27 protein-coding genes are annotated in these 22,775 nt (G+C 73.7%); 7 read left to right on the forward strand and 20 right to left on the reverse strand.

From position 1 onward, the window contains the following. Positions 1–360: 360 nt before the first annotated feature. Complete coding sequence (locus ACLIN4_RS09150) at positions 361–1,092, reverse strand: VIT1/CCC1 transporter family protein (RefSeq protein ID WP_411575653.1); 732 nt, start codon at positions 1,090–1,092, stop codon at positions 361–363. 246 nt (positions 1,093–1,338) lie between these two features. Between ACLIN4_RS09150 and ACLIN4_RS09155 the strand changes: the two genes are divergently transcribed. Genes ACLIN4_RS09155 through ACLIN4_RS09180 form a run of 6 tightly spaced genes read left to right on the forward strand, consistent with a single transcriptional unit; the run spans position 1,339 to position 8,401 of the window. Continuing rightward, positions 1,339–2,550: an ADP-ribosylglycohydrolase family protein gene (locus tag ACLIN4_RS09155; RefSeq protein ID WP_411575654.1), complete on the forward strand. Its 1,212-nt coding sequence runs from the start codon at positions 1,339–1,341 to the stop codon at positions 2,548–2,550. Further along, entirely contained in the window at positions 2,547–3,827 is a 1,281-nt protein-coding gene (locus ACLIN4_RS09160) for an ADP-ribosylglycohydrolase family protein (protein ID WP_290013634.1), read from the forward strand. Before ACLIN4_RS09155 ends, ACLIN4_RS09160 begins: the two co-directional genes overlap by 4 nt. After that, positions 3,824–5,017, forward strand: a complete 1,194-nt coding sequence (locus tag ACLIN4_RS09165) for an ADP-ribosylglycohydrolase family protein (RefSeq protein ID WP_289911020.1) — start codon at positions 3,824–3,826, stop codon at positions 5,015–5,017. The genes ACLIN4_RS09160 and ACLIN4_RS09165 overlap by 4 nt, the downstream gene beginning before the upstream one ends. After that, positions 5,005–6,378: an ADP-ribosylglycohydrolase family protein gene (locus ACLIN4_RS09170; RefSeq protein ID WP_289911022.1), complete on the forward strand. Its 1,374-nt coding sequence runs from the start codon at positions 5,005–5,007 to the stop codon at positions 6,376–6,378. Before ACLIN4_RS09165 ends, ACLIN4_RS09170 begins: the two co-directional genes overlap by 13 nt. Then, the gene (locus ACLIN4_RS09175) at positions 6,360–7,580 is read left to right on the forward strand and encodes a CaiB/BaiF CoA transferase family protein (protein WP_307652955.1); all 1,221 of its coding nucleotides are present in this window, start codon (positions 6,360–6,362) and stop codon (positions 7,578–7,580) included. Before ACLIN4_RS09170 ends, ACLIN4_RS09175 begins: the two co-directional genes overlap by 19 nt. Continuing rightward, a complete protein-coding gene (locus tag ACLIN4_RS09180) occupies positions 7,577–8,401 on the forward strand; it encodes an HpcH/HpaI aldolase/citrate lyase family protein (protein WP_290013629.1) in 825 nt (274 codons plus the stop codon). Before ACLIN4_RS09175 ends, ACLIN4_RS09180 begins: the two co-directional genes overlap by 4 nt. A gap of 81 nt (positions 8,402–8,482) precedes the next feature. Here ACLIN4_RS09180 and lgt read toward each other — a convergent pair whose 3' ends face one another. The 11 genes from lgt to hisI all read right to left on the reverse strand — a co-directional run bounded on the left by lgt (position 8,483) and on the right by hisI (position 17,379). Next, the gene (gene lgt / locus ACLIN4_RS09185; protein WP_289911026.1) at positions 8,483–9,454 is read right to left on the reverse strand and encodes a prolipoprotein diacylglyceryl transferase; all 972 of its coding nucleotides are present in this window, start codon (positions 9,452–9,454) and stop codon (positions 8,483–8,485) included. A gap of 73 nt (positions 9,455–9,527) precedes the next feature. Further along, a complete protein-coding gene (locus ACLIN4_RS09190) occupies positions 9,528–10,301 on the reverse strand; it encodes a DsbA family protein (RefSeq protein WP_179342738.1) in 774 nt (257 codons plus the stop codon). A gap of 98 nt (positions 10,302–10,399) precedes the next feature. Then, positions 10,400–11,215 (reverse strand): tryptophan synthase subunit alpha, encoded by an 816-nt coding sequence (gene trpA, locus ACLIN4_RS09195; protein ID WP_191888039.1) that lies wholly within the window; start codon positions 11,213–11,215, stop codon positions 10,400–10,402. Next, positions 11,212–12,495 carry a tryptophan synthase subunit beta gene (gene trpB / locus ACLIN4_RS09200; RefSeq protein ID WP_107479985.1) on the reverse strand — a complete coding sequence of 428 codons (1,284 nt, stop codon included), beginning with the start codon at positions 12,493–12,495 and terminating at the stop codon, positions 11,212–11,214. The genes trpA and trpB overlap by 4 nt, the downstream gene beginning before the upstream one ends. A 114-nt stretch (positions 12,496–12,609) precedes the next feature. Then, positions 12,610–12,804, reverse strand: coding sequence for a tryptophan biosynthesis modulator TrpM (trpM, locus tag ACLIN4_RS09205; RefSeq protein ID WP_369178262.1), 195 nt, complete (start codon positions 12,802–12,804; stop codon positions 12,610–12,612). A gap of 21 nt (positions 12,805–12,825) precedes the next feature. Further along, positions 12,826–13,635, reverse strand: a complete 810-nt coding sequence (trpC, locus tag ACLIN4_RS09210; protein ID WP_100044120.1) for an indole-3-glycerol phosphate synthase TrpC — start codon at positions 13,633–13,635, stop codon at positions 12,826–12,828. Positions 13,636–13,752: 117 nt separating this feature from the next. Next, entirely contained in the window at positions 13,753–14,241 is a 489-nt protein-coding gene (locus tag ACLIN4_RS09215; RefSeq protein ID WP_257002901.1) for a DUF2752 domain-containing protein, read from the reverse strand. Between the two features lie 86 nt (positions 14,242–14,327). Then, complete coding sequence (locus ACLIN4_RS09220) at positions 14,328–14,579, reverse strand: HGxxPAAW family protein (RefSeq protein WP_100044121.1); 252 nt, start codon at positions 14,577–14,579, stop codon at positions 14,328–14,330. Positions 14,580–14,744: 165 nt separating this feature from the next. Next, positions 14,745–15,386 carry a TIGR02234 family membrane protein gene (locus tag ACLIN4_RS09225; RefSeq protein ID WP_107478881.1) on the reverse strand — a complete coding sequence of 214 codons (642 nt, stop codon included), beginning with the start codon at positions 15,384–15,386 and terminating at the stop codon, positions 14,745–14,747. 62 nt (positions 15,387–15,448) lie between these two features. Then, positions 15,449–16,939, reverse strand: a complete 1,491-nt coding sequence (locus ACLIN4_RS09230; protein ID WP_100044232.1) for an anthranilate synthase component I — start codon at positions 16,937–16,939, stop codon at positions 15,449–15,451. A 29-nt stretch (positions 16,940–16,968) separates the two neighbouring features. Then, on the reverse strand, positions 16,969–17,379 hold the full coding sequence (hisI, locus tag ACLIN4_RS09235) for a phosphoribosyl-AMP cyclohydrolase (protein WP_289903955.1): 411 nt from the start codon (positions 17,377–17,379) through the stop codon (positions 16,969–16,971). 82 nt (positions 17,380–17,461) lie between these two features. Here hisI and ACLIN4_RS09240 point away from each other — a divergent pair, with 82 nt between their 5' ends. Beyond that, the gene (locus ACLIN4_RS09240) at positions 17,462–18,097 is read left to right on the forward strand and encodes a TIGR03085 family metal-binding protein (protein ID WP_100044123.1); all 636 of its coding nucleotides are present in this window, start codon (positions 17,462–17,464) and stop codon (positions 18,095–18,097) included. Between the two features lie 12 nt (positions 18,098–18,109). On the opposite strand, the gene ACLIN4_RS09245 is transcribed toward ACLIN4_RS09240, so the two are convergent. The 8 genes from ACLIN4_RS09245 to ACLIN4_RS09280 all read right to left on the reverse strand — a co-directional run bounded on the left by ACLIN4_RS09245 (position 18,110) and on the right by ACLIN4_RS09280 (position 22,775). Then, the gene (locus ACLIN4_RS09245; RefSeq protein WP_290013141.1) at positions 18,110–19,372 is read right to left on the reverse strand and encodes an MFS transporter; all 1,263 of its coding nucleotides are present in this window, start codon (positions 19,370–19,372) and stop codon (positions 18,110–18,112) included. Between the two features lie 4 nt (positions 19,373–19,376). Continuing rightward, entirely contained in the window at positions 19,377–19,751 is a 375-nt protein-coding gene (locus ACLIN4_RS09250) for a hypothetical protein (RefSeq protein ID WP_107478879.1), read from the reverse strand. Further along, positions 19,748–19,966 (reverse strand): hypothetical protein, encoded by a 219-nt coding sequence (locus ACLIN4_RS09255; protein WP_030186025.1) that lies wholly within the window; start codon positions 19,964–19,966, stop codon positions 19,748–19,750. The genes ACLIN4_RS09250 and ACLIN4_RS09255 overlap by 4 nt, the downstream gene beginning before the upstream one ends. 66 nt (positions 19,967–20,032) lie before the next feature. Continuing rightward, positions 20,033–20,788, reverse strand: coding sequence for an imidazole glycerol phosphate synthase subunit HisF (hisF, locus tag ACLIN4_RS09260; RefSeq protein ID WP_100044125.1), 756 nt, complete (start codon positions 20,786–20,788; stop codon positions 20,033–20,035). A gap of 46 nt (positions 20,789–20,834) precedes the next feature. After that, a complete protein-coding gene (locus tag ACLIN4_RS09265) occupies positions 20,835–21,230 on the reverse strand; it encodes a RidA family protein (protein WP_107478878.1) in 396 nt (131 codons plus the stop codon). Then, positions 21,227–21,952: a bifunctional 1-(5-phosphoribosyl)-5-((5-phosphoribosylamino)methylideneamino)imidazole-4-carboxamide isomerase/phosphoribosylanthranilate isomerase PriA gene (gene priA, locus ACLIN4_RS09270; protein ID WP_107478877.1), complete on the reverse strand. Its 726-nt coding sequence runs from the start codon at positions 21,950–21,952 to the stop codon at positions 21,227–21,229. The genes ACLIN4_RS09265 and priA overlap by 4 nt, the downstream gene beginning before the upstream one ends. Positions 21,953–21,969: 17 nt before the next feature. Continuing rightward, entirely contained in the window at positions 21,970–22,614 is a 645-nt protein-coding gene (hisH, locus tag ACLIN4_RS09275) for an imidazole glycerol phosphate synthase subunit HisH (protein WP_179342586.1), read from the reverse strand. Beyond that, positions 22,611–22,775: a hypothetical protein gene (locus ACLIN4_RS09280; RefSeq protein WP_179342585.1), complete on the reverse strand. Its 165-nt coding sequence runs from the start codon at positions 22,773–22,775 to the stop codon at positions 22,611–22,613. Before ACLIN4_RS09280 ends, hisH begins: the two co-directional genes overlap by 4 nt.

The following is a 22,775-nucleotide window of genomic DNA, read 5'->3' on the forward strand; positions in this document are numbered from 1 at the left end:
TCGTCGTCATCTGGCATGTGCAAGTACCGAGGGACGACGTTGGCCCTCTGCGTGAGATCAAAATTTCGTGCAGGTTACATGATGGAGCGGTTCTCGGGAACCGGGATAATCCGTTCCACCATGCGGACACCGGGGGGTCGGGGCGGGGGTTCCGTACCCGGCGGTGGAGGCTTCGAGGGCCGAGGCGGACAGATCGATGTCCGTCGGTCCGAGGGGGCGGAGAGGGCTTCGTCGCCCACTCCGCGGGTGCGCGGCGGGCCTCATTGCTCACAGCGCTTACGGCTCATGCCCGGGGATCACGCACTCGAAACCAGCGAGTAACGGTTACCTATGCGGTCCGACGCATAGGTTCGAGCCGGGCTATCCTACGGCCGTTCCGAGCAGGCTGCCCAGGGCGTACGTCACACCGGCCGCGGCGCCACCGAGGGCGAGCTGCCGCAGGCCGCTGTACCACCAGCTGCGTGCCGTCACCTTGGCCACCACCGCACCGCACAGGAACAGCCCCGCGAGCGCGAGCAGCACGGCGGGCCACAGGGCGTCGGCGCCGAGCAGGAACGGCAGCACGGGAAGCAGCGCGCCGAGCGCGAAGGAACCGAACGACGACACGGCCGCGACCAGCGGGGACGGCAGGTCGGAGGGGTCGATGCCCAGTTCCTCGCGGGCGTGTATCTCCAGCGCCTGCTCCGGGTCGCGGGACAGCTGCCGGGCGACCTCCCGCGCGAGCCCCCGCTCCACGCCCCGCGCCTCGTAGAGCGCGGCCAGCTCGGCCTCCTCGTCCGCCGGGTGCTTGCGCAGCTCGCGGCGCTCGACCTCCAACTCGGCCTCGACGAGTTCGCGCTGCGAGGCGACGGAGGTGTACTCGCCGGCGGCCATGGAGAAGGCGCCGGCGGCGAGACCCGCGAACCCGCTGATCACCACGGTCTGCTGGCTCGCCGTACCGCCGGCGACGCCGGTCATCAGAGCGAGGTTGGAGACCAGGCCGTCCATCGCGCCGAAGACGGCGGGGCGCAGCCAGCCGCCGTTGACGTCGCGGTGGGTGTGGTTGTCGCGGTGCGCCTCGTGCAGCGCCGCCTCGGTCTCGATGATGGCCATGCGGGCCCCCCGGAGGTTGGTTGCGGACACCCAGTTTGGACTGGGTCTACTTTTTAACAACAACCAATGTACGCCGGTCATTTCCGTCTCGCCAGCAAGGAAAGGCTGGGCTTACCTGCGGTTTTACCGTTCAGCGCTCATCCGTGATCATGCCTGCACTGATGTCGTCCGGGTGACGCTGGGGCCCGTGAGGCTGCGATGCGCGCCGCGCCGGGGACACATCCGCAAAGGGAGAGGAGAGGCCGCATGGCATCCACCGCCTGCATCCCCCCGGCCCCCGCGCCGGGAGACGCCGTCGGACTCCGCGAACGGGCCCGGGGCGCGCTGCTCGGTCTGGCCGTCGGGGACGCCCTCGGGGCGCCGGCCGAGAACATGAAGCCTTCCGAGATCCGCGCGCGCTGGGGCCGCATCACGGGTTACGTGGTCCAGAAACCGGCCGGCACCGACGACACCGAGTACGCGATCTTCTCGGGGCTGCTGCTGGCCCGGTACGGTTCCGCGCTCACCCCGGCCCACGTGGAGACGGCCTGGCACGAGTGGATCGCGGACCGGGAGGAGGGCCCGTTCCGGGGCGCGGGCTTCAGCGAGCGCGGCACCCTGGAGAACCTGCGCCGCGGGCTGGCGGCGCCCATCTCCGCGCAGCACCGGCACGCCTGGAGCGACGGGCTGGCCATGCGGGCGGCGCCGCACGGCGTGTTCGCGGCGGGCCGTCCCGCCGAGGCGGCCCGGCTGGTGGCGATCGACGGCTCGGTCAGCCACGACGGCGAGGGCATCCACGGCGGCCAGGCGGTGGCGGCGGGGGTCGCGGCGGCGATGGCGGGGGCGTCGACCGACGCGGTGGTGGCCTCGGCGCTGGCCGTCGTCCCGGAGGATTCCTGGACGGCCCGCTGCCTGCGCCGGGCGATGACGGCGGCCCACCTCGGCGAACGCGCCGTCCGCTCGGCCGTGGTCATCGGCGGCTACCCCTGGACCGACCTCGCCCCCGAGGCGGTCGCCCTCGCGTTCGGTGCGTACGCGGCTGCCGACGGCGACTTCACGGACGCGGTGCTGACGGCCGTCAACATGGGACGCGACGCCGACACCACGGCGGCGGTGGCGGGCGCCCTGGCCGGCGCCGCCCGAGGGGTCGCCGCGATCCCGGCCGAGTGGGCGTCGGCCATCGGCCCGGCCCGGGGCAGCTGCCTGCCGGCGATGGCGGGGCACCATGTGCTGGAGGTGGCCGATCTGCTGACGCGGGCCGCGGGCGAGGTGCGCCACGAAGCCCCGCCCCCGGACCACACCCCCGGCCCCCGCGCGGACGCCGTACCGGAGGACGCGACCGCACCCGACGGCGGACGGCGGCCCCCGCGCACGGCCGGGCAGACCTCCGTACACGCGGGCGTGTCCGAGCCGCCCCCCGCGCGGAACGGCACCCTCGCTACCGGCCCGGGCGACACGGCGACGAAGGCGGGGGCGTGACCAGGGGACGGCCCGGCGAGGAGCCGGCCACCACCGCGTACGTCGCCCCGCCCGACGCGCCGGAGGCGCCCGCGCCCGCCGGGAGCGGGCACCGCTCGCTGCCCGAGACCGCCGCGACGCACCGCACCGCCGCGCGGCCCGGCCACCCCGCGGGCGACCGCATCGAGGGCCTGCTCCTCGGGCTCGCCGCCGGAGACGCCGCAGGCTGGCCCGCCGCCCGGCACCGGGCCGCACGGATGCCCGAGTGGACTCGCCGCCTCACCCGCGAGCTGGACACCTTCGCCGAGCAGAACGCCACCACCACCCTCCCCGTGCCCATCGCGCTGAACCAGCCCCCGGAGCCGCTGTGCCTCGGCCCCTCCGACGACGCCGAGTGGGCGGCGTTCGCGGCGGAGGCGGTGCTGCGGGCCGGGGACGACGCGGCGCTCGGCGACCTGAGCCGGGAGCGGCGGATGCGGGCCGCGATCGACCTGACCTGGAACGCCATGGCCAGCGAGGTGGCCGCGGCGACGGACCGCGCCCCGGAGGCCGAGTCGGCGGTGCTGCCGCTGCGGGCCCGCATCTCGGTCCGGGCCGGGCTCGGCAACCTCGCCACCGGTCTGCGCCCGCCCGCCACCGGCCACGACAACCCGCACTACTTCGACGACGCGGCCTGCGTCCGCGCCTGCGTCCTCGCCGTCGCCCACCCCGGCGCCCCGCGCCCCGCCGCCGACCTCGCCGAGTTCGACGCCCGCTACACCCAGGACGGCGACGGTGTGCACGGCGCCCGGGCGATGGCGGCGGCCCTGGCCTGCGCCCTCGACGGCGCCGGCGTACACGCCTGCGTGACGGCGGCGCTCGCCGAACTCCCCGAGGAGACGGAGATCGGCCGCAACGCCCGCCAGGCACTGGCCCTCGCGGCGGACGCCGAGAGCACCTTCGCGCTCGTCCCGCTGCTGGAGCACAGAATCGTCGACCACGTCTACAGCTACGGCATCGCCGCCGCCGAGACCGTCCCGGTCGCCCTCGCCCTCGCCACCGCCGCCGGGGGGCGCATCGCGGAGGCGGTACCGGCGGCGGCCTGCCTCTCCCGGGTCGCGGACTCCGCCCCCGCGCTGGCCGGCGCCCTCACCGGCGCGCTGGGCGGCGGCGCGGCGATCCCCGCGTCCTGGCGGGAGACGTGCCGGACGCTGTCCGGCTGCGCACTGCCCCGGCTCACCGGCACCGACCTGGTCGAACTCGCCGGACTCCTGCACGCCACGCACCGGCCCCGACCGGAAGGACCGCACCCGGCATGACCACACCCGGCACACCCACCGCGACCGGTGGCGGCGGCACGACGACGCCCCTGGACGAACGCATCACCGGCGCCCTCGTCGGCGCGGCCGTCGGCGACGCGCTCGGCGGCCCCGTCGAGGGCTACTCCCCCGAGCAGATCCTCGAACGCCACGGCGGCCGCGTGAACGGGATCGTCGGCCCCTGGAACGGCGACGCCTGGCGCACCGCCCGCCCCATCGCGCCGTACCACAAGGGCGACGGCCACGTCACCGACGACACCCTGATGACCCACGCGCTGGTCCGGGTCTACGGCACGGTCCGCGACCACCTCGACGCCCACGCGGTCGCCGAGCACCTGGTACCGGACCTGATGTCGAACCCGCGCTGGATCCCGGAACTGGAGGCCGAGGCGCTGCCCCTCCAGCGGATCTTCCTGGCGGAGAAGTGGCTGGTGGCCAGGATCCACTACGGCCACGTCGACCCGCGCGAGGCGGGCACCGGGAACATCGTCAACTGCGGTGCCGCGATGTACATGGCCCCGGTCGGCCTGGTCAACGCCGCCAACCCGGCCGGGGCGTACGCCGAGGCGCTGGACGTCGCGGGCGCCCACCAGTCGTCGTACGGCCGTGAGGCGGCCGGTGTCCTCGCGGCGGCGGTGGCCGCGGCCTGCGCACCCGGGGCGACGCCGGAGTCGGTGGTGGCCGCCTGTCTGTCGCTGGCGAAGGACGGCACCCGGGCGGCGATCGAGGCGGTCTGCGAAGCGGCCTCGCGGTACTCGGACTTCGAGTCGGCGCTCGCGCCGCTGCGGGAGGCGGTCGCCCCCTACGACACGGTGGGCGCCGACTACCGCGCGCCCTCGCTCGGTGCCCGGCGCCCGTCCCGGCTGCACGCGATCGAGGAACTGCCCGTCGCCCTCGGCATGCTGCTCGTCTCCGGCGGAGACTTCCGGCACGCGGTCCTCGGCGCGGTGAACTACGGCCGCGACTGCGACTCCATCGCCACGATGGCGGGCGCGCTGGCCGGGGCGCTGGGCTCACCGGTGCCCGAGGACTGGGCGAAGACGGTCGCGGAGGCGAGCCGGCTGGACCTGTGGGCACCGGCGGCGACGCTCACCGAGGTCGCGCGGGAGGTATTCGAGCGTGACGTACGGCGGCGCCGCGCGCACGAGGAGGCGTTCGCCGCGATCGGGGGCGCGGGATGCTCCGACTGACGTGGGTCCAGCCCGAGGACCTGATCGGACACGAGCTGCGCCAGGCGCGGCTGGACGGCCGCAACCCCTCGGCGGTCGCGGCCCGCTGGCGGGCCGCGGGCGGCTGCGAGGCCCCGCCCCGGGCAGGCGCGTCCCCCCGGCCGCCCTCCCCGTACCTCCGCCTGCTGGCGGAAGATCTCTTGGACGAACTGGCCGATCTGCCCAGCCCCTTGGCGGAGAAGGAACCGACGGACCTCGACCGGATCAAGGCCCTGTGCCCCGACTGGCCCGCGCCCCGCCCCGCGACCGTGTCCCCCGCCCGCCTGGAGGCCGCCTGGCTCGGCCGGGCCGTCGGCTGCCTCCTGGGCAAGCCCGTCGAGAAGCTCCCCCTGACCGGCATCCGTCTCCTCGGCCGGGCCGTCGGCAACTGGCCCCCCGCCGACTACTTCACGGCCCGGGGAGTCCCCGCCGACCTCCTCGCCGCCCACCCCTGGAACCGCCGCTCGGCGCCCACGTCCCTCGCCGAGAACATCGACGGGATGCCGGAGGACGACGACCTCAACTACCCCCTCCTCGGCCTGCGGCTCCTGCAACGCCACGGCAGGGCCTTCACCACCGCCGACGTGGCCCGCCTCTGGCTCGACGAACTCCCCGCCGGCCGCGCCTTCACCGCCGAACGCGTCGCCTACCGCAACCTGCTCTGCGGCCTCGAACCCCCGCACACCGCCCGCCACCGCAATCCGTTCCGCGAGTGGATCGGCGCCCTGATCCGCGCCGACGTGCACGGCTGGACCAACCCCGGCGACCCGGCCGCCGCGGCCGAGCAGGCCCACCGGGACGCGACCCTCACCCACACCGGGGTCGGGGTCCACGCGGCGATGTTCGCCGCGGCCGTCCTCGCCACCGCCGCGACCGGCGCGCACGACGTCCACGCCTGTCTGCGCACCGGCCTCACGGTCGTACCGCCCGGTTCCCGCCTCGCCGAGGCCGTCCGCCACGCCGTCCGCCTCGCCGGGCGGCACTCCGACTTCGACACGGTCGTGGACGCCCTGCACGCCCGCCACTGGCCCGACCACCACTGGGTGCACGCCGTCCCCAACACCGCGCTGATCGCCGCCGCCCTCACCCACGCGGACGGTGACTTCACCGGCTCGGTCTCCCGTGCGGTGTCGGGCGGCTGGGACACCGACTCCAACGGCGCCACCGCCGGCAGCGTCGCCGGTCTGCTCGCCGGCTCCCCCGCCGCCCTGCCCGAGCACTGGACGGCGCCGCTGAAGAACCGTCTGGCCACCTCCGTCGGCGACTTCGACGGCATCGGCTTCGACACCCTCGCCCACCTCACCCACACGGAGGCCACCCGCCCATGCCCCGGCCCGTCGTGACTCCCCCCGTCCCCGCTCCCGCTCCGCTGACCGGCCTGCGCGTCCTCGACCTGGCCACCCTCTTCGCGGGCCCCCTCGCCGCCACCATGCTCGGGGACTTCGGCGCCGAGGTGATCAAGGTGGAACACCCCCGGCGGCCCGACCCGTCCCGGGGCCACGGCCCGTCCAAGGACGGCATCGGCCTGTGGTGGAAGGTGCTGGGCCGCAACAAGCGCACCATCACCCTGGATCTCTCCAAGCCCGCCGGCCGCGCCACCCTCCTCCGTCTCGCCGCGACCGCCGACGTCGTCGTCGAGAACTTCCGCCCCGGCACCCTGGAGAAGTGGGACCTGGGCTGGGACGAGCTGTCCGCCGTCAACCCGCGCCTGGTCCTCACCCGCGTCACCGGCTTCGGACAGTTCGGCCCGTACGCGCGCCGCCCCGGTTTCGGCACCCTGGCCGAGGCCATGAGCGGTTTCGCCGCGATGACCGGCGAGCCGGACGCGCCCCCGACGCTGCCCCCGTTCGGGCTCGCCGACTCCATCGCCGCCCTGGCGACGGCGTACGCCGTGATGACGGCGCTGGCCGCCCGGGACCGCACCGGCGAGGGGCAGGTCGTCGACATGGCGATCATCGAGCCGATCCTGACCGTGCTGGGCCCGCAGCCCACCTGGTACGACCAGCTCGGCCACGTCCAGCCCCGCACCGGCAACCGGTCCCAGAACAACGCGCCCCGCAACACCTACCGCACCGCCGACGGCACCTGGGTCGCCGTCTCCACCTCCGCCCAGTCGGTCGCCGAGCGGGTGATGCGGCTGGTGGGGCGGCCGGAGCTGATCGAGGAACCCTGGTTCGGGTCGGGTGCCGACCGCGCCCGGCACGCCGACGTGCTCGACGCGGCGGTCGGCGACTGGATCGCCCGGCACAGCCGCGCCGACGTGCTGGCCGCCTTCGAGAAGGCGGAGGCGGCCGTCGCCCCGGTGCAGGACGTCCGGGACGTGATGGCCGACCCGCAGTACCGGGCCCTGGACACGGTCACCACGGTCGACGATCCGGAGCTGGGCCCGCTGCGCATGCAGAACGTCCTCTTCCGGCTCTCCGCCACGCCCGGCGCGATCCGCTGGGCGGGCCGCCGGCACGGTGCGGACACCGAGGAGGTGCTGACCGAGCTGGGCCTGGCCCCGGCGGACGTGAAGGAGCTGCGTGAGGAGGGCGTCGTATGACCGCACCCGTGCTGACCTGGTTGTACGTCCCCGGAGACCGGCCCCCGGTGGTGACCAAGGCACTGGCCGCGGGTGCCGACGTGGTGGTGGTCGACCTGGAGGACGCGGTCGCCCCCGACCGCAAGGACTACGCCCGCGAGGCCACCGCCGAACTGCTCTCCGAGCCGCAGCCGGTGCCGGTCCACGTCCGCGTCAACGCCCTGGACGGGCCCCTGGCCGCGGCCGACCTCGCGGCGCTGGCCGCGCTGCCGGGACTGTCCGGGCTGCGGCTGCCCAAGGTGACCTCTCCCGAACAGGTCGCCGGTGTCGCGACGGCCACCGGCGGACCGCCCCTGTACGCGCTGCTGGAGACCGCCCTGGGCGTGGAGCGGGCGTACGCGATCGCGGCCGCCCATCCGTCGCTGCGCGGCATCGCGCTCGGGGAGGCGGACCTCCGTGCCGACCTGGGGGTACGCGGCGACCCGGGACTGGACTGGTCGCGTTCGCGGGTGGTGGTGGCCGCGCGGGCGGCGGGTCTGGCGCCGCCGTCGCAGACGGTGCATCCGGACACCCGGGACCTGGAGGGTCTGGCGGCGTCCTGCGCGCACGGCCGGGCCCTGGGCTTCCTCGGCCGCGCGGCGATCCACCCCCGCCAGCTGCCGATCATCGAGCGGGCGTACCTGCCGACCGAGCGGGAGCTGGAGGAGGCGGAGACGATCGTGAAGGCGGCCACCGCGCAGCCGGGCGCGCTGGCCCTGCCGGACGGGCGGTTCGTCGACGCGGCGGTGGTCGCGACGGCCCAGCGCACCCTGTCGCTGGCCCGGCGGCCCGCGCTGTCCTGACGCCGGTGACCCGACGAACGCGGAGGGCGCCCGGAACGGATCCGGGCGCCCTGCGCGACGTATGAGATCCCGGCCGCCGGGTCAGGACTTCCTGGCCGAGTCGGCCCCGTCCTTCACGTCCTTCTTCGCGTCCTTCACGGCCGCGTCGTCGGCGTCCTCGTTCTCCACGACACCCTCGGCGTCCTCGGAGCCGGCGTCCTGCGTCGCGCCGTCCCCGGCGTCGCCGTCGACGGACTCCGCGCCGGGCTCGACCACGGCCTCCCGGCCCGGCCGCATCCGCGCCGACAGCACGATGTACACCACGGCGAGCAGGAAGACGAGCAGCGCGGTCCAGTTGTTGAGCCGCAGGCCCAGGATGTGGTGGGCGTCGTCGACGCGCATGTACTCGATCCAGAAGCGGCCCGCGCAGTAGGCCGCGACGTACAGGGCGAACGCCCGCCCGTGGCCCAGCTTGAAGCGGCGGTCGGCCCAGATGACGAGCAGGGCGACGCCGATGCACCACAGCGACTCGTACAGGAAGGTCGGGTGGTACGTGCCGGGCACCCGTCCGTCGGCCGAGGAGGTGATCTCCACGGCCCAGGGCAGGTCGGTGGCCTTGCCGTACAGCTCCTGGTTGAACCAGTTGCCCCAGCGGCCGATGGCCTGCGCGAGGGCGATGCCGGGGGCGACGGCGTCGGCGTAGGCGGGCATCGGGACGCCCCGGCGGCGGGCGCCGATCCAGGCGCCGACCGCGCCGAACGCGATCGCGCCCCAGATGCCGAGCCCGCCCTCCCAGATCTTGAAGGCGTCGACCCAGTCACGGCCCTCGCTGAAGTACAGCTGGTAGTCCGTGATCACGTGGTAGAGCCGGCCGCCGATCAGGCCGAAGGGAACGGCCCAGACCGCGATGTCGGCCACCGTGCCGGCCCGCCCGCCGCGGGCGATCCAGCGCTTGTTGCCGAGCCAGACGGCAACGAAGACGCCGATGATGATGCAGAACGCGTAGCCGCGCAGCGGGATGGGACCGAGGTTCAGCACCCCGCGCGACGGGCTGGGAATGAAGGCAAGTTCCATGGCAGGGTCGACGCTACCGTGTCGGGCGGTGCCCGCGGCGGGCAGCCCGGCTACGGGTGCGTAACACCGTCCGCTACTTGTTGGCGTCCTCGACCAGTTGCTTCAGCTTGGCCGGGGTCATGGAGCGGTCCTGGTAGACGTTCTTGCCGTCCAGCAGGACGGTGGGTGTGCCGCTGAAGCCGCCGGAGCGGAAGGCCTCGTTGGACTTCTCCACCCAGCTGTTGTGCGTGCCGTTCTTCACGCACTCCTGGAACGCGGTGGTGTCCAGTCCGTCGACCTTGCCCGCCAGGTCGATCAGCTTGTCCTCGTCGGCGTACGCGTCGTCGGACTCGGCGGGCTGGTCGGTGAACAGCACGTCGTGGTAGGCCGGGAACTTCCCGGCGTCCTGGGCGCAGGCCGCCGCGTTGGCGGCCTTGCGGGAGCCGGTGCCGCCCATGTTGCCGTCGATGATGGTCGCCAGGTGGTACTCGACCTTGAGCTGCCCGGCGTCGGTGAGCTCGTGGATCGTGTCGCGGTACGCCAGCTCGAAGGCCTTGCAGGCCGGGCAGCGGAAGTCCTCCCAGATGACGAGCGTCGACTTGGCGCTCTCCTTGCCGACCGGGATCGCGAGGCTGTCCTTGCCCTGTGCCCCCGAGGGCGCCACGACCGGGCCGGACGACTCGCTGCCGTCGTCCTTGCCCGCGTTGGCGGCGATCACGCCGATCACCGCCGCGAGCCCGAGGACGCCCACCACGCTCGCGCCGACGATCAGCGCGCGCCGGCGCTTGTCCCTGGACTTCTGCTTCTCGCGCTCGGCCGCCAGCTTCTGGCGGGCGGTGCGCCTACCCTCTCGGTTCTTCTCGCTCACACCCCGCAGAACGAACCGGGGAGGCGCACCGCGCCTCCCCGGTCCCAGGTCCACTCGTACGAGGGACCCCTGTCACGTGCGTCCCGTCACGGCGGCGGTCAGGCCTGTCCGCGCACGCCCTTCGCCAGGTCGGCGGCGAGCGCGCGGACGCCCTCCACGCCGGCCGCGGCGTCGGGGGCGTCCAGCATGCGCTTGACGAAGGCCGAGCCGACGATCACGCCGTCGGCGAAGCGGGCGACCTCGGCGGCCTGGGCGGCGTTGGAGACGCCGAGCCCGACGCAGACCGGGGTGTCGGTGGTGGCGCGGGTGCGCCGCACCAGGTCCTCGGCCTGCGCGCCGACCGTCTCACGGGTGCCGGTGACGCCCATCAGGGAGGCGGCGTAGACGAAGCCGCTGCCGGCCGCGGTGATCTCGGCGAGCCGCTCGTCCTTGCTGCTGGGCGCGACCACGAAGACGGTGGCCAGCCCGTGCTTGTCCGCGTGCTCCCGCCACAGCGCCGACTCCTGGACGGGCAGGTCGGGCAGGATGCACCCGGCCCCGCCGGCCTCGGCCAGCTCGGCGGTGAAGCGCTCCACGCCGTAACGGTCGATGGGGTTCCAGTAGGTCATGACGAGGATCGGCTTGCCGGTGGCCGCGTGTGCCTCCCGGACCGTGCGCATCACGTCGGCGATCTTCAGGCCGCCGCGCAGGGCGATGTCGTCGGCGGTCTGGATGACCGGGCCGTCCAGGACCGGGTCGCTGTGCGGCAGCCCGACCTCCACGACGTCGGCACCGCCGTCGAGGGCGGCCTCGACCGCCGCGATGCCGCCGTCCACGGTCGGGAAGCCGGCCGGGAGGTAGGCGATGAGGGCGGCGCGGCCCTCGGCCTTCGCCGCGGCGAGGGTGTCGTTCAGCAGCTGCACGTTCCCGCTCACTTGGCGTCCCCCTCGATCTCGGCGGTGCCGGAGGCGTCCTCGGTGACCTCGGCGTCGGTGTCGTACAGCCCGAAGTAGCGGGCGGCGGTGTCCATGTCCTTGTCGCCGCGGCCGGACAGGTTGACGACGATCAGCCCGTCCTTGCCCAGCTCCTTGCCGACCTCCAGGGCGCCGGCCAGCGCGTGCGCGGACTCGATGGCCGGGATGATGCCCTCGGTGCGCGACAGCAGACGCAGCGCCTGCATGGCGGCGTCGTCGGTGACCGCGCGGTACTCGCCGCGGCCGGAGTCCTTGAGGTAGGCGTGCTCGGGGCCGATGCCCGGGTAGTCGAGGCCGGCCGAGATCGAGTACGGCTCGGTGATCTGGCCCTCCTCGTCCTGGAGGACGTAGGACCGGGAGCCGTGCAGGATGCCGGGCTCGCCCGCGGTCAGGGTGGCCGCGTGCTCGCCGGTCTCCACGCCGTGCCCGGCGGGCTCGCAGCCGATGAGGCGGACGTCCGCGTCGGGGATGAAGGCGTGGAAGAGGCCGATGGCGTTGGAGCCGCCGCCGACGCAGGCGATGGCGGCGTCGGGGAGGCGTCCGGCCTGCTCCAGGAGCTGGCGGCGGGCCTCGACGCCGATGACGCGGTGGAAGTCGCGCACCATCGCCGGGAAGGGGTGCGGGCCGGCGACGGTGCCGAAGAGGTAGTGGGTGCGGTCGACGTTGGCGACCCAGTCGCGGAAGGCCTCGTTGATCGCGTCCTTGAGTGTGCGGCTGCCGGACTTCACGGCGATGACCTCGGCGCCGAGCATGCGCATGCGGGCCACGTTGAGCGCCTGGCGGCGGGTGTCGATCTCGCCCATGTAGATCGTGCAGTCCAGGCCGAAGAGCGCGCAGGCGGTGGCCGTGGCCACGCCGTGCTGGCCGGCGCCGGTCTCGGCGATGACGCGGGTCTTGCCCATGCGCTTGGTGAGCAGGGCCTGGCCGAGCACGTTGTTGATCTTGTGCGAGCCGGTGTGGTTCAGGTCCTCGCGCTTGAGGAAGACCCGGGCTCCGCCGGCGTGCTCGGCGAAACGGGGCACCTCGGTGAGCGCCGAGGGGCGGCCGGTGTAGTGGACGAGGAGGTCGTCCAGCTCCCGGGCGAACTCGGGGTCCGACTTGGCCTTGTCGTACTCGACGGCGACCTCGTCCACGGCGGCGACGAGGGCCTCCGGGATGAACTTGCCGCCGTACGCCCCGAAGTAGCCTTCCGGGCTGGGGGTTTGACCCTCGGGGTCGGGGATGAAGAAGTTGCTGGGCATGCGGGTACCTCACGGTGAGTGTCCGGTTCGGGCAGATTCGCCGTGGGGGCGGGGGAGGTCAGGCCGCTGCGGGCCGTCCGTGGTCGCTCGCGCCCACGCGACGGAGTCGCAGATTCAAGAGAGCCCCGCGCCCCTTACGGGGCGCTGAGGCCATCGCATGCCGTTCACCTGTCCCGGCTCGTCTCCGATGACGTACCGCACCCGGCGGCCGTGGACCCGGCGGGCGGGGGCGCGGCAGCCGCGGGGGCGGCAGCCGCGCGCCAGGCGCGCGTACGGGTCCCGGGGGGCCGGGGTGAGCGGAAGCGTCATGCGGGCCAGCCTACCGGGATGTCAGCCCCGGCCGTGGCGCAGTGCCGGATGTTCGCCGGCGGCGACCAGGTCGGCGACGGCGGTCTTCGGGTCGCGGCCGGTGACCAGGGACTCGCCGACCAGGACGGCGTCGGCGCCCTCGTTGGCGTAGGCGATGAGGTCGTGCGGGCCGCGGACACCGGACTCGGCGACCTTGACGATGTGGGCGGGGATCTCCGGGGCGACCCGCTCGAAGGTGCCGCGGTCGACCTCCAGCGTCTTCAGGTTGCGCGCGTTGACACCGATGATCTTGGCGCCGGCGTCCACCGCGCGCTCGACCTCGTCCTCGTCGTGGACCTCCACGAGCGGGGTGAGTCCGATGGACTCGGCGCGCTCGATCAGCGACTCCAGCGCCGGCTGCTCGAGGGCCGCGACGATCAGCAGCACCAGGTCGGCGCCGTGCGCACGGGCCTCCCAGAGCTGGTACGAGGTGACGATGAAGTCCTTGCGCAGGACCGGGATGTCCACGCGGGCCCGAACGGCCTCCAGGTCGGCCAGCGAGCCGCCGAAGCGGCGCTGCTCGGTCAGGACGGAGATGACGGCGGCGCCGCCCGCCTCGTAGTCCGCGGCGAGGCCCGCCGGGTCGGCGATGGCGGCCAGCGCGCCCTTGGACGGGCTGGAGCGCTTGACCTCGCAGATGACCTTGACGCCGTCGCCGCGCAGGGCGGAGACGCCGTCCTTGGCGGGGCGTGCCTTGGCCGCGCGCTCCTTGAGCTCGTCGAGGCTGACGCGCGCCTGCCGCTCCGCGAGGTCGGCACGGACTCCGTCGATGATCTCGTCGAGCACACTCACGCGAGCGGCCCCCTTCCAGGCGGCGGAACGTATGGTCACTGCGATGGTATCCGGATCCGGGCACCGGCCTCGCATCCGGTTGACGCCAGTCCCACTACCTGGACGTCCAGCAGATGATCAAGGGCGGAGCCAGCCACCGAAGGGCAGGTTCCGGACAACCGTGAAGGCCAGCATCAAGGTGCCCGCCGCCCACAGGTGGACCGGGCCGAGGTCGACGCGCACGGGCCGGCCGCGCGCCACGCGGACCACCCAGACGGTCCAGAGCACGGCGAAGCCGAGGTAGGCGAGGACGGCCGGGGCGTTGGCCTGCAGCGCGGTCGGCAGGTCCCCGTGGACGAAGGCGTGGGCACTGCGCAGGCCGCCGCAGCCGGGGCAGAGGACGCCCGTGAAGCGCAGCAGGGGGCAGACGGGGTAGTGGCCGGGCTCGTTGGGGTCCACGCTGCCGACGTAGGCGAAGGCGCCGGCCACCGCCGCGAGGACCCCGGCCGGGACCGCGAGGCGGCCGAGCAGGGCCGGTCCGCGTGTCGCTCCCGGGGGCACCGTCGTGCCCCGGGTGAGGGTCCTGCTCGGCGTCGGTTTCCCGGTCTCGGCGTCCACCTTGCGCATTCTGCCTCCGGGCGGTCCCGCACGCACGCGAGGGGCGGGCCGGCACGCGTGTGCCGGCCCGCCCCTCGGGAGGTGTCGTCGCCCGGTCAGCCCTTGGCGCCGACCGGCTTGCTGTCGCCGGCGACCTGGTGCACGGGGTGGGTGTGCCGCGGCTGGCCGAGGCCCATCATGCGCATGATGCCGCCCACGGCACCGCCGAGGAGGACGATCGCCATGCCGGCCCAGAAGCCCACCGGCTGGGCCGCCACCATGAACACGCCCGCGATGCAGAAACCGATGAAGGCGATGATGACACCCGTCCAGGCGGCCGGGGTGTGACCGTGGCTGCTGCCCGCCATTGCTTGCTCCTCGTTGCTGTGTGCCAAGTCTGAGCAGGACGCTCGGGTTCATTGTCCCGCACGGGCGCGCGCGCCATGAGCGGGGGTGCTCCCCACGCGCGCGTGGCGACCGGCGGGAGCCGGTCCCGTTCCCGGGTGCCCGGGAGGGTGCGGATGAACCGCCGGTCAGGCGCCGGTCGGGTCCTCGCCGCGGTCGAGGGCCTTCCAGAGGTCCTCGGGGCGGTCCGGGTCGACGGTCTGCGGCTTGCGGCGCGGACGCGGCGTGCCGTCGCGCTCGTAGCGGCCGGACATCGCGGGCCACAGGCGTCCGTAGCGCAGGGCGAGCAGCCCGGCCAGCAGGAGCAGGGCACCGCCGACGGCCGCGACGTACGGCCAGGCGGTGTGGGTGAGGGCGTCCACGGTGGCCGAGGTGTCGCCGGCGGCCTCGGCGGCCTTGTCGTCCAGGGCGGAACTGTCGGAGGCGCCGGCCAGGGCCGCGGCGACGGTGCCCGCGCCGCTCAGCGTGAGCAGGGCGGCGACCGCGAACCGGCCCGCGCGGCGGACGGCGAAGACGGCGACGAGCGCGGCGAGGCCCACTATGGCGAGCGCCGCGGGTACGCCCGTGACGTCGCTGCCCTTGGCGGTCAGCGGGAACGCGCCGCCGGCCACCGTCGCGGTGCCCTCCGACCACTCCTGCCGGGTGGCGAGCAGGGCGACGGCCGCGCCGAGCGCGCCGCACAGCAGAGCGGCGGCGAGGCTCCGGCGGCCGGACCGGGCGGGGCCTGCGGCTGGGTTACGGGGGTGAGGAACAGCTGTCACGTACTCCACTATCACCCGAACCCCGGGCGAACCGTCACCCGGGGTTCGTAATCCGCGGCGTGAGAATGGCCCTATCGCCCCAGCCGGTTGGCCGTGTGCACCGCGCGGAGCACCGCCGCCGCCTTGTTGCGGCACTCGGTGTCCTCGGCGACCGGGTCGGAGTCCGCGACGACGCCGGCGCCGGCCTGGACGTAGGCGGTGCCGTCGCGCAGCAGGGCGGTGCGGATGGCGATGGCGGTGTCGGAGTCGCCCGCGAAGTCGAGGTAGCCGACGCAGCCGCCGTACAGGCCGCGCCGGGACGGTTCGAGTTCGTCGATGATCTGCAGGGCGCGCGGCTTGGGGGCGCCGGAGAGGGTGCCGGCCGGGAAGCAGGCGGTGAGGACGTCGAAGGCGGTGCGGCCCGGGGCGACGCGGCCGGTGACCGTCGAGACGATGTGCATGACGTGCGAGTACCGCTCGACGGACATGAAGTCGACGACCTCGACCGAGCCGGGCTCGCAGACCCGCCCGAGGTCGTTGCGGCCGAGGTCGACGAGCATCAGGTGCTCGGCGCGCTCCTTGGGGTCGGCTAGCAGTTCCTCGGCGAGGGCCTGGTCCTCCTGCGGGGTGGCGCCCCGGGGGCGGGTGCCGGCGATGGGGTGGACCATGGCCCGCCCGTCCTCGACCTTGACCAGTGCCTCGGGGGAGGAACCGACGACGTCGAAGCCGTCGAGGCGCAGCAGGTACATGTACGGCGACGGGTTGGTGGCCCGCAGCACCCGGTACACGTCCAGCGCGCTCGCCGTGCACGGCGTCTCGAAGCGCTGTGAGGGGACGACCTGGAAGGCCTCGCCCGCGCGGATGCGCTCCTTGATGTCCTCGACGGCCTCCTGGAAGTCGGTGCCGCCCCACAGCGCCGTGTACTCGGGCAGCTCGGAGGGCGGCAGCGCGGCCGGCGGCTGGGCGACGGCGCGCGTGAGGTCGGCCTCCATGGCGTCCAGGCGGGCGATCGCGTCGGCGTACGCCTCGTCGACACCCGTCTCCAGGTCGTTGTGGTTGATCGCGTTGGCGATCAGCAGGACCGAGCCCTCCCAGTGGTCCATGACGGCGAGGTCGCTGGTGAGCAGCATGGTCAGCTCGGGGAGCTTCAGGTCGTCGCGCTCCCCCGGGCCGACCTTCTCCAGGCGGCGCACGATGTCGTAGCCGAGGTAGCCGACCATGCCGCCGGTGAAGGGCGGCAGCCCCAGGTCGTGGGCGAGGTCGCGCGGGGTGTGCAGGGCCTCGACGGTGGCGCGCAGGGCGGCGAGCGGGTCGCCGTCGGTGGGGACGCCGACGGGCGGGGTGCCCTGCCAGTGTGCCTGCCCGTCCTTCTCGGTGAGGGTGGCGGCGCTGCGGACGCCGACGAAGGAGTACCGGGACCAGGAGCGGCCGTTCTCCGCGGACTCCAGGAGGAAGGTGCCGGGGCGCTCGGCGGCGAGCTTGCGGTACAGCGCGACCGGGGTGTCGCCGTCGGCGAGGAGCTTGCGGCTGACCGGGATCACCCGGCGGTCGGCGGCCAGCTTGCGGAAGGTGTCGAGGTCCATGACGTCCATGTCGTCCATGTGGGCAGACCCTACTGATCCGTGCCGGGCGCGCCGGAGTCCGTGCCGTCCGTGCCGGCGTCGAGCAGCACGTCCGCGTCGAAGCAGGTGCGGGCGCCGGTGTGGCAGGCGGCGCCGACCTGGTCGACCTTGACGAGGACGGTGTCGGCGTCGCAGTCCAGGGCGACGGACTTCACCCACTGGAAGTGCCCCGAGGTGTCGCCCTTGACCCAGTACTCCCGGCGGCTGCGCGACCAGTAGGTGCAGCGCCCGGTGGTCAGCGTGCGGTGCAGTGCCTCGTCGTCCATCCAGCCGAGCATCAGCACCTCCCCGGTGTCGTACTGCTGGGCGATGGCGGGCAGGAGGCCGTCGGCGCTGCGCTTGAGGCGGTCGGCGATCTCCGGGGCGAGCGGGCTGGGCCGCCGGGGGGAGCTGCTGGTCATGACGCCCATTGTGCCGCGCGGGACTGACACGCCCCCGCGCCGTCCATTGGGCGGACCCGGCGGACGGTCGTAGGCTGACTCCATGTCGACTTTCGCCAAGCGTGAACGACTTCTGCTCGCGGACCTGTTGGAGACGGCGGGTCCGGACGCCCCGACGCTCTGCGAGGGCTGGCGCACCCGTGACCTTGCCGCGCACGTGGTGGTGCGCGAGCGCCGGCCGGACGCCGCCGGGGGCACCCTGATCAAGCAGCTGGCCTCCCGGCTTGACCGGGTGATGGAGGAGTACGGCGCCAAGCCGTACGAGGAGCTGATCCAGCTGATCCGCACGGGTCCGCCCCGCTTCTCCCCCTTCCAGCTCAAGCAGGTCGACGAGGCCGCGAACACGGTGGAGTTCTACGTCCACACCGAGGACGTCCGCCGTGCCCAGCCGGACTGGTCGCCGCGCGAGCTGGACCCGGTCTTCCAGGACGCCCTGTGGTCCCGGCTGGAGCGCGCCGCGCGGCTGATGGGCCGGGGCATCCCGACGGGGCTGGTGCTGCGCCGCCCGAACGGCCAGACGACCGTCGCCCACCGGGGCACGCCGGTGGTCACGGCGACGGGCGAGCCGTCCGAGCTGCTGCTGTTCGCGTACGGGCGGCAGAGCGCGGCGAAGGTGGAACTGGAGGGCGAGAAGGACGCGATCGCCAAGCTGCACGAGACGAAGCAGCTGGGGATCTGAGCGCCGGGGCCGCTACTTCGGCAGTTCGGCCCGCCGTACGCCCGGTGCGCACAGGGCGACCACTCCGCCGAGGGCGCATACCGCCGCGCTGACGGCGAAGACGGGGCCGGTGCCCCAGGCGCCGATGGCGGCGGCGGACAGCGGCATGCTCAGCGGTGCGACGCCCAGGCTGACGATCCCGGCGACGGCGGTGACGCGTCCCAGGTAGGCGGGGTCGGACTGGGTCTGCAGCAGCGCCCCGCACATGGCTCCGCTGAGCCCCGTGAGCAGCCCGACGGCCACGGCGGTGCCGACGGCCGCGGGGAGGCCCGGGGCGTGCGCGAGGGCCGCGATCGCCGCCGCGCCGGGAATGATGGCACCGGCGGCGACGCACCCGGCGCGCGGTACGCGTCCCCGGACGGTCAGCAGCAGGGCGGCGACTCCGGCGCCCGTGCCGAATCCCGCGAGCACCCAGCCCATACCGGACGCGCCCCAGCCCCGCTCGTCGGCGAGCAGGGTGAGGCCGACGTTGAGGGGGCCGACGAAGCCGAGGTCGCCGAGGGCGATGGCCACCATCAGCGGGCCGAGGACGCGGTGGCGGCGGACGTAGCGGAGCCCGCCCACCAGGTCCCGCCAGGCGGTGGTGTCCCGCGCGGCGGTCGCGTCGTCGGCGGGCAGTTCACGCATCCGTACGGAGACCAGCAGCGGCACGGACACGGCGATCAGCAGCCCCGCGCAGGCGAAGGCGGCCGCCGCGCCGCCGGCCGCGACGCCGAGCCCGCCCAGCGGTGCGCCCACGACGGCGGCGAATCGGATGGCGAGGCCGCGCATGCCCTGGACGCGGGCGAGCTGGTCCTTGCCGGTGATCCGCGCCGGGAGCGCCCCGACGGCGGGCATGAACACGGCGTCGACGGTGCCGAAGACGACGGCGAGCAGCGCGAGGAGCCACAGTCCGGGGTCGGTGGCGAAGAGCACGGCGGCCACCGCCAGGACGGTGACGCACCGTACGGCGTCACTGCCGATGACGACCCGGCGCGGCCCCAGCCGGTCGGCGACCACTCCGCCGCCGAGCATGAGCAGCGCCCGCGGCACCGCGCTGACGGCGGTGACGATCCCGGCCTCGGCGGGGCTGCCGTGCTGCACCGCGGCCCAGGACAGCGCGAGGTAGAAGACGGTGTCCCCGAGCATGGACGCGGTGTAGGCGGCGACCCAGCGCAGGACGTTGGGGTCGCGGTGGGCGGGGCGGTCGACGCCGGCGCGGGCCCGGCCGGTGGCTATGTCGGTGAGGTCGGTCACCGGGTCATGCAGCCCAGTCGCGGAGCAGACGGGCGGTCTCGTTGAGGTCGGCCTCGTCGCTGCGGATGTCGGAGACCAGTTTGGCCCAGTCACCGGGCCCTGGATCGACCGGTGTTCCCGACGCCTCCATGTACGCACGGACGCAGCCGATGCCGATCGACGCGTTGTAGTCCGTGAACGGCCGGAGCCTCAGTGCAGTGTGCAGAAACGTGGCCGCTCGGGTCGGGATCTCCTCGTAGTAGGGCTCCCCCGCGACCCGCTCGTATCTGTGCCTCTCGGCCATGCAGTGCAGAGCGCCCCAGTCCCGGACGGGTGTGTTCGGCGGCGAGACCTCGACCTGAACGCAGAGGACCCAGCCGGCATCGACGTAGAGCGTCACCGCAGTCCCGCCGGGAAGCGCTCCTCGAAGTCGGCCATGATTTCGCGGGCGTACTTCGACGCCCCCTCCACGAACCGCTGCTTCTGCCGCCGGCGCACCACGTCCTCGGTCAGTATGTCGTGCGCGAGCCGTTTGATCGCGACGCCCTGCTCCTTGGCTTCCGCGCGCAGCTCGGCCAGCTCTTCCTCGGTGAACTCAATCGTGATCCCAGGCATATGAGCACCTTAGCGGGACCACAACCGCGACCACTACCGCCTTCACTACCAGGAGGATGTCTCGAACTACCGAACGGGATGCCCCGCCCCCCGCAGCGCCTCCTTCACCTGGCCGATCCGCAGGTCGCCGAAGTGGAAGACGGACGCCGCCAGCACCGCGTCCGCGCCCGCCTCGACCGCCGGGGCGAAGTGGGCGAGGCTGCCCGCGCCGCCCGAGGCGATGACCGGGACCGACACGTGCTTGCGGACGGCCGCCAGCATCTCCAGGTCGTAGCCGTCCTTCGTGCCGTCCGCGTCCATCGAGTTGAGCAGGATCTCCCCCGCGCCCAGTTCGGCGGCGCGGTGCGCCCACTCCACGGCGTCGATGCCGGTGCCGCGCCGGCCGCCGTGGGTGGTGACCTCGAAGGTGCCGGCCTCGGTGCGGCGGGCGTCGACCGACAGGACCAGGACCTGGCGGCCGAAGCGCTCGGCGATCTCGCGGATCAGGTCGGGGCGGGCGATGGCGGCCGTGTTGACGCCCACCTTGTCCGCACCGGCCCGCAGCAGCTTGTCGACGTCGTCGGCGGTGCGCACGCCACCGCCGACGGTCAGTGGGATGAACACCTGCTCGGCGGTGCGGCGCACCACGTCGTACGTCGTCTCGCGGTCGCCCGACGAGGCGGTGATGTCCAGGAACGTCAGCTCGTCGGCGCCCTCGGCGTCGTACACCTTGGCCATCTCGACGGGGTCGCCCGCGTCGCGCAGGTTCTGGAAGTTGACGCCCTTGACGACCCGGCCGTTGTCCACGTCCAGGCAGGGGATGACTCGGACCGCCAGGGTCATGAATCCACGGCTCCTCTAGCTCGCAAGGCCTCTTGCTGCTCTCTGACTACTGCTCTCTGAATGCTTCCAGCTCCACCGACACCAGCACGCGCGAGTCCATGAAGCCGTCCACGACCAGCAGGGTCGTGACCGGGCGTACGGCGTCGAACAGCTCCTTGTGGGCGCGGCCCACCTCGTCGACGTCCCGCGCGTGGGCCAGGTACACCCGCGTCCGGATCACGGACTCGATGCCGAGCCCGAACTCGCCGATCGCGTCGACGGCGGTGCCGAAGGCCACCTTGGCCTGTTCATAGGGGTCGCCCTCGCCGTACAGCATGTCGTCCTTGAAGGCGGTCGTGCCCGCCACGACGACACGATCACCCGCCGCGACGGCCCGTGCGAAACCGAAGGACTCTTCCCAGGGACTTCCGCTCTGCACGCGCCGTACGGCTTCGGATGTCATGGCGACACAGCCTCCAAGGCTTCTTCCAGGGTGAACGCCTTCGCGTACAGGGCCTTCCCGACGATGGCCCCCTCGACACCGGCCGGGACCAGACCGGCGATGGCGCGCAGGTCGTCCAGGGACGACACGCCGCCGGACGCCACGACCGGGCGGTCCGTCGCCGCGCAGACGTTCTTCAGGAGCTCCAGGTTGGGGCCCTGGAGGGTGCCGTCCTTGGCGATGTCGGTGACTACGTAGCGGGCGCAGCCCTCCTTGTTGAGCCGCTCCAGCGTCTCGTAGAGGTCGCCGCCGTCACGGGTCCAGCCGCGGCCCCGGAGCGTGGTGCCCCGTACGTCGAGACCGACCGCGATCTTGTCGCCGTGCTCGGCGATGACCTTGGCGACCCACTCGGGGGTCTCCAGGGCCGCCGTGCCGAGGTTGACGCGGGTGCAGCCGGTGGCGAGGGCGGCGGCGAGGGTGTCGTCGTCGCGGATGCCGCCGGACAGCTCCACCTTGATGTCCATCGCCTTGGCGACCTCGGCGATCAGCTCGCGGTTGTCCCCGGTGCCGAAGGCGGCGTCCAGGTCGACCAGGTGCAGCCACTCGGCGCCGGAGCGCTGCCAGGCGAGGGCGGCCTCCAGCGGGGAGCCGTAGGAGGTCTCGGTGCCGGACTCGCCGTGCACGAGGCGGACGGCCTGGCCGTCGCGGACGTCGACGGCGGGGAGGAGTTCGAGCTTGCTCATCTCTACCGGTCTCATCTCTACAGGGTCTCGATCCAGTTGGTGAGGAGCTGGGCGCCGGCGTCGCCGGACTTCTCCGGGTGGAACTGCGTGGCCCACAGGGCACCGTTCTCCACGGCGGCCACGAAGGGCTTGCCGTGCGTCGACCAGGTGACCTTGGGGGCGGCGATCAGCGGGTTGTGCGTCTCCAGGGACCAGTCGTGGACGGCGTAGGAGTGCACGAAGTAGAATCGTGCGTCCGCGTCCAGGCCCGCGAAGAGCTGGGAGTCCGCCGGTGCCTCGACGGTGTTCCAGCCCATGTGGGGCACCACGTCGGCCTGGAGCGGGCCGACCGTGCCGGGCCACTCGTCCAGGCCGTCGGCCTCCACGCCGTGCTCGATGCCGCGCGCGAAGAGGATCTGCATGCCGACGCAGATACCCATCACCGGGCGCCCGCCGGCCAGTCGGCGTTCGACGACCCAGTCGCCGCGGGCGGCCCTCAGGCCGTCCATGCAGGCGGCGAAGGCGCCGACGCCGGGGACCAGCAGCCCGTCGGCGTTCATGGCCTTGTCGTAGTCACGGGTGATCTCGACGTCGGCTCCCGCGCGCGCGAGGGCGCGCTCGGCGGAACGGACGTTGCCGAAGCCGTAGTCGAAGACGACGACCTTCTTGGTGGTGGCGGTCAACTCCACACCTCCAGCCTCAGGACGCCGGCGAGGAGGCACATGCCGGCGCCGATGGAGAGCAGCACGATCAGGCCCTTGGGCATCTGCTGCTTGGCGAAGGAGATGATGCCGCCGATGAAGAACAGGCCGACGACGATCAGCGCGGTGGACGTACCGTTCAT

It is taken from the genome of Streptomyces mutabilis, assembly GCF_046628145.1.
Taxonomy (GTDB): Bacteria; Actinomycetota; Actinomycetes; order Streptomycetales; family Streptomycetaceae; genus Streptomyces; species Streptomyces mutabilis.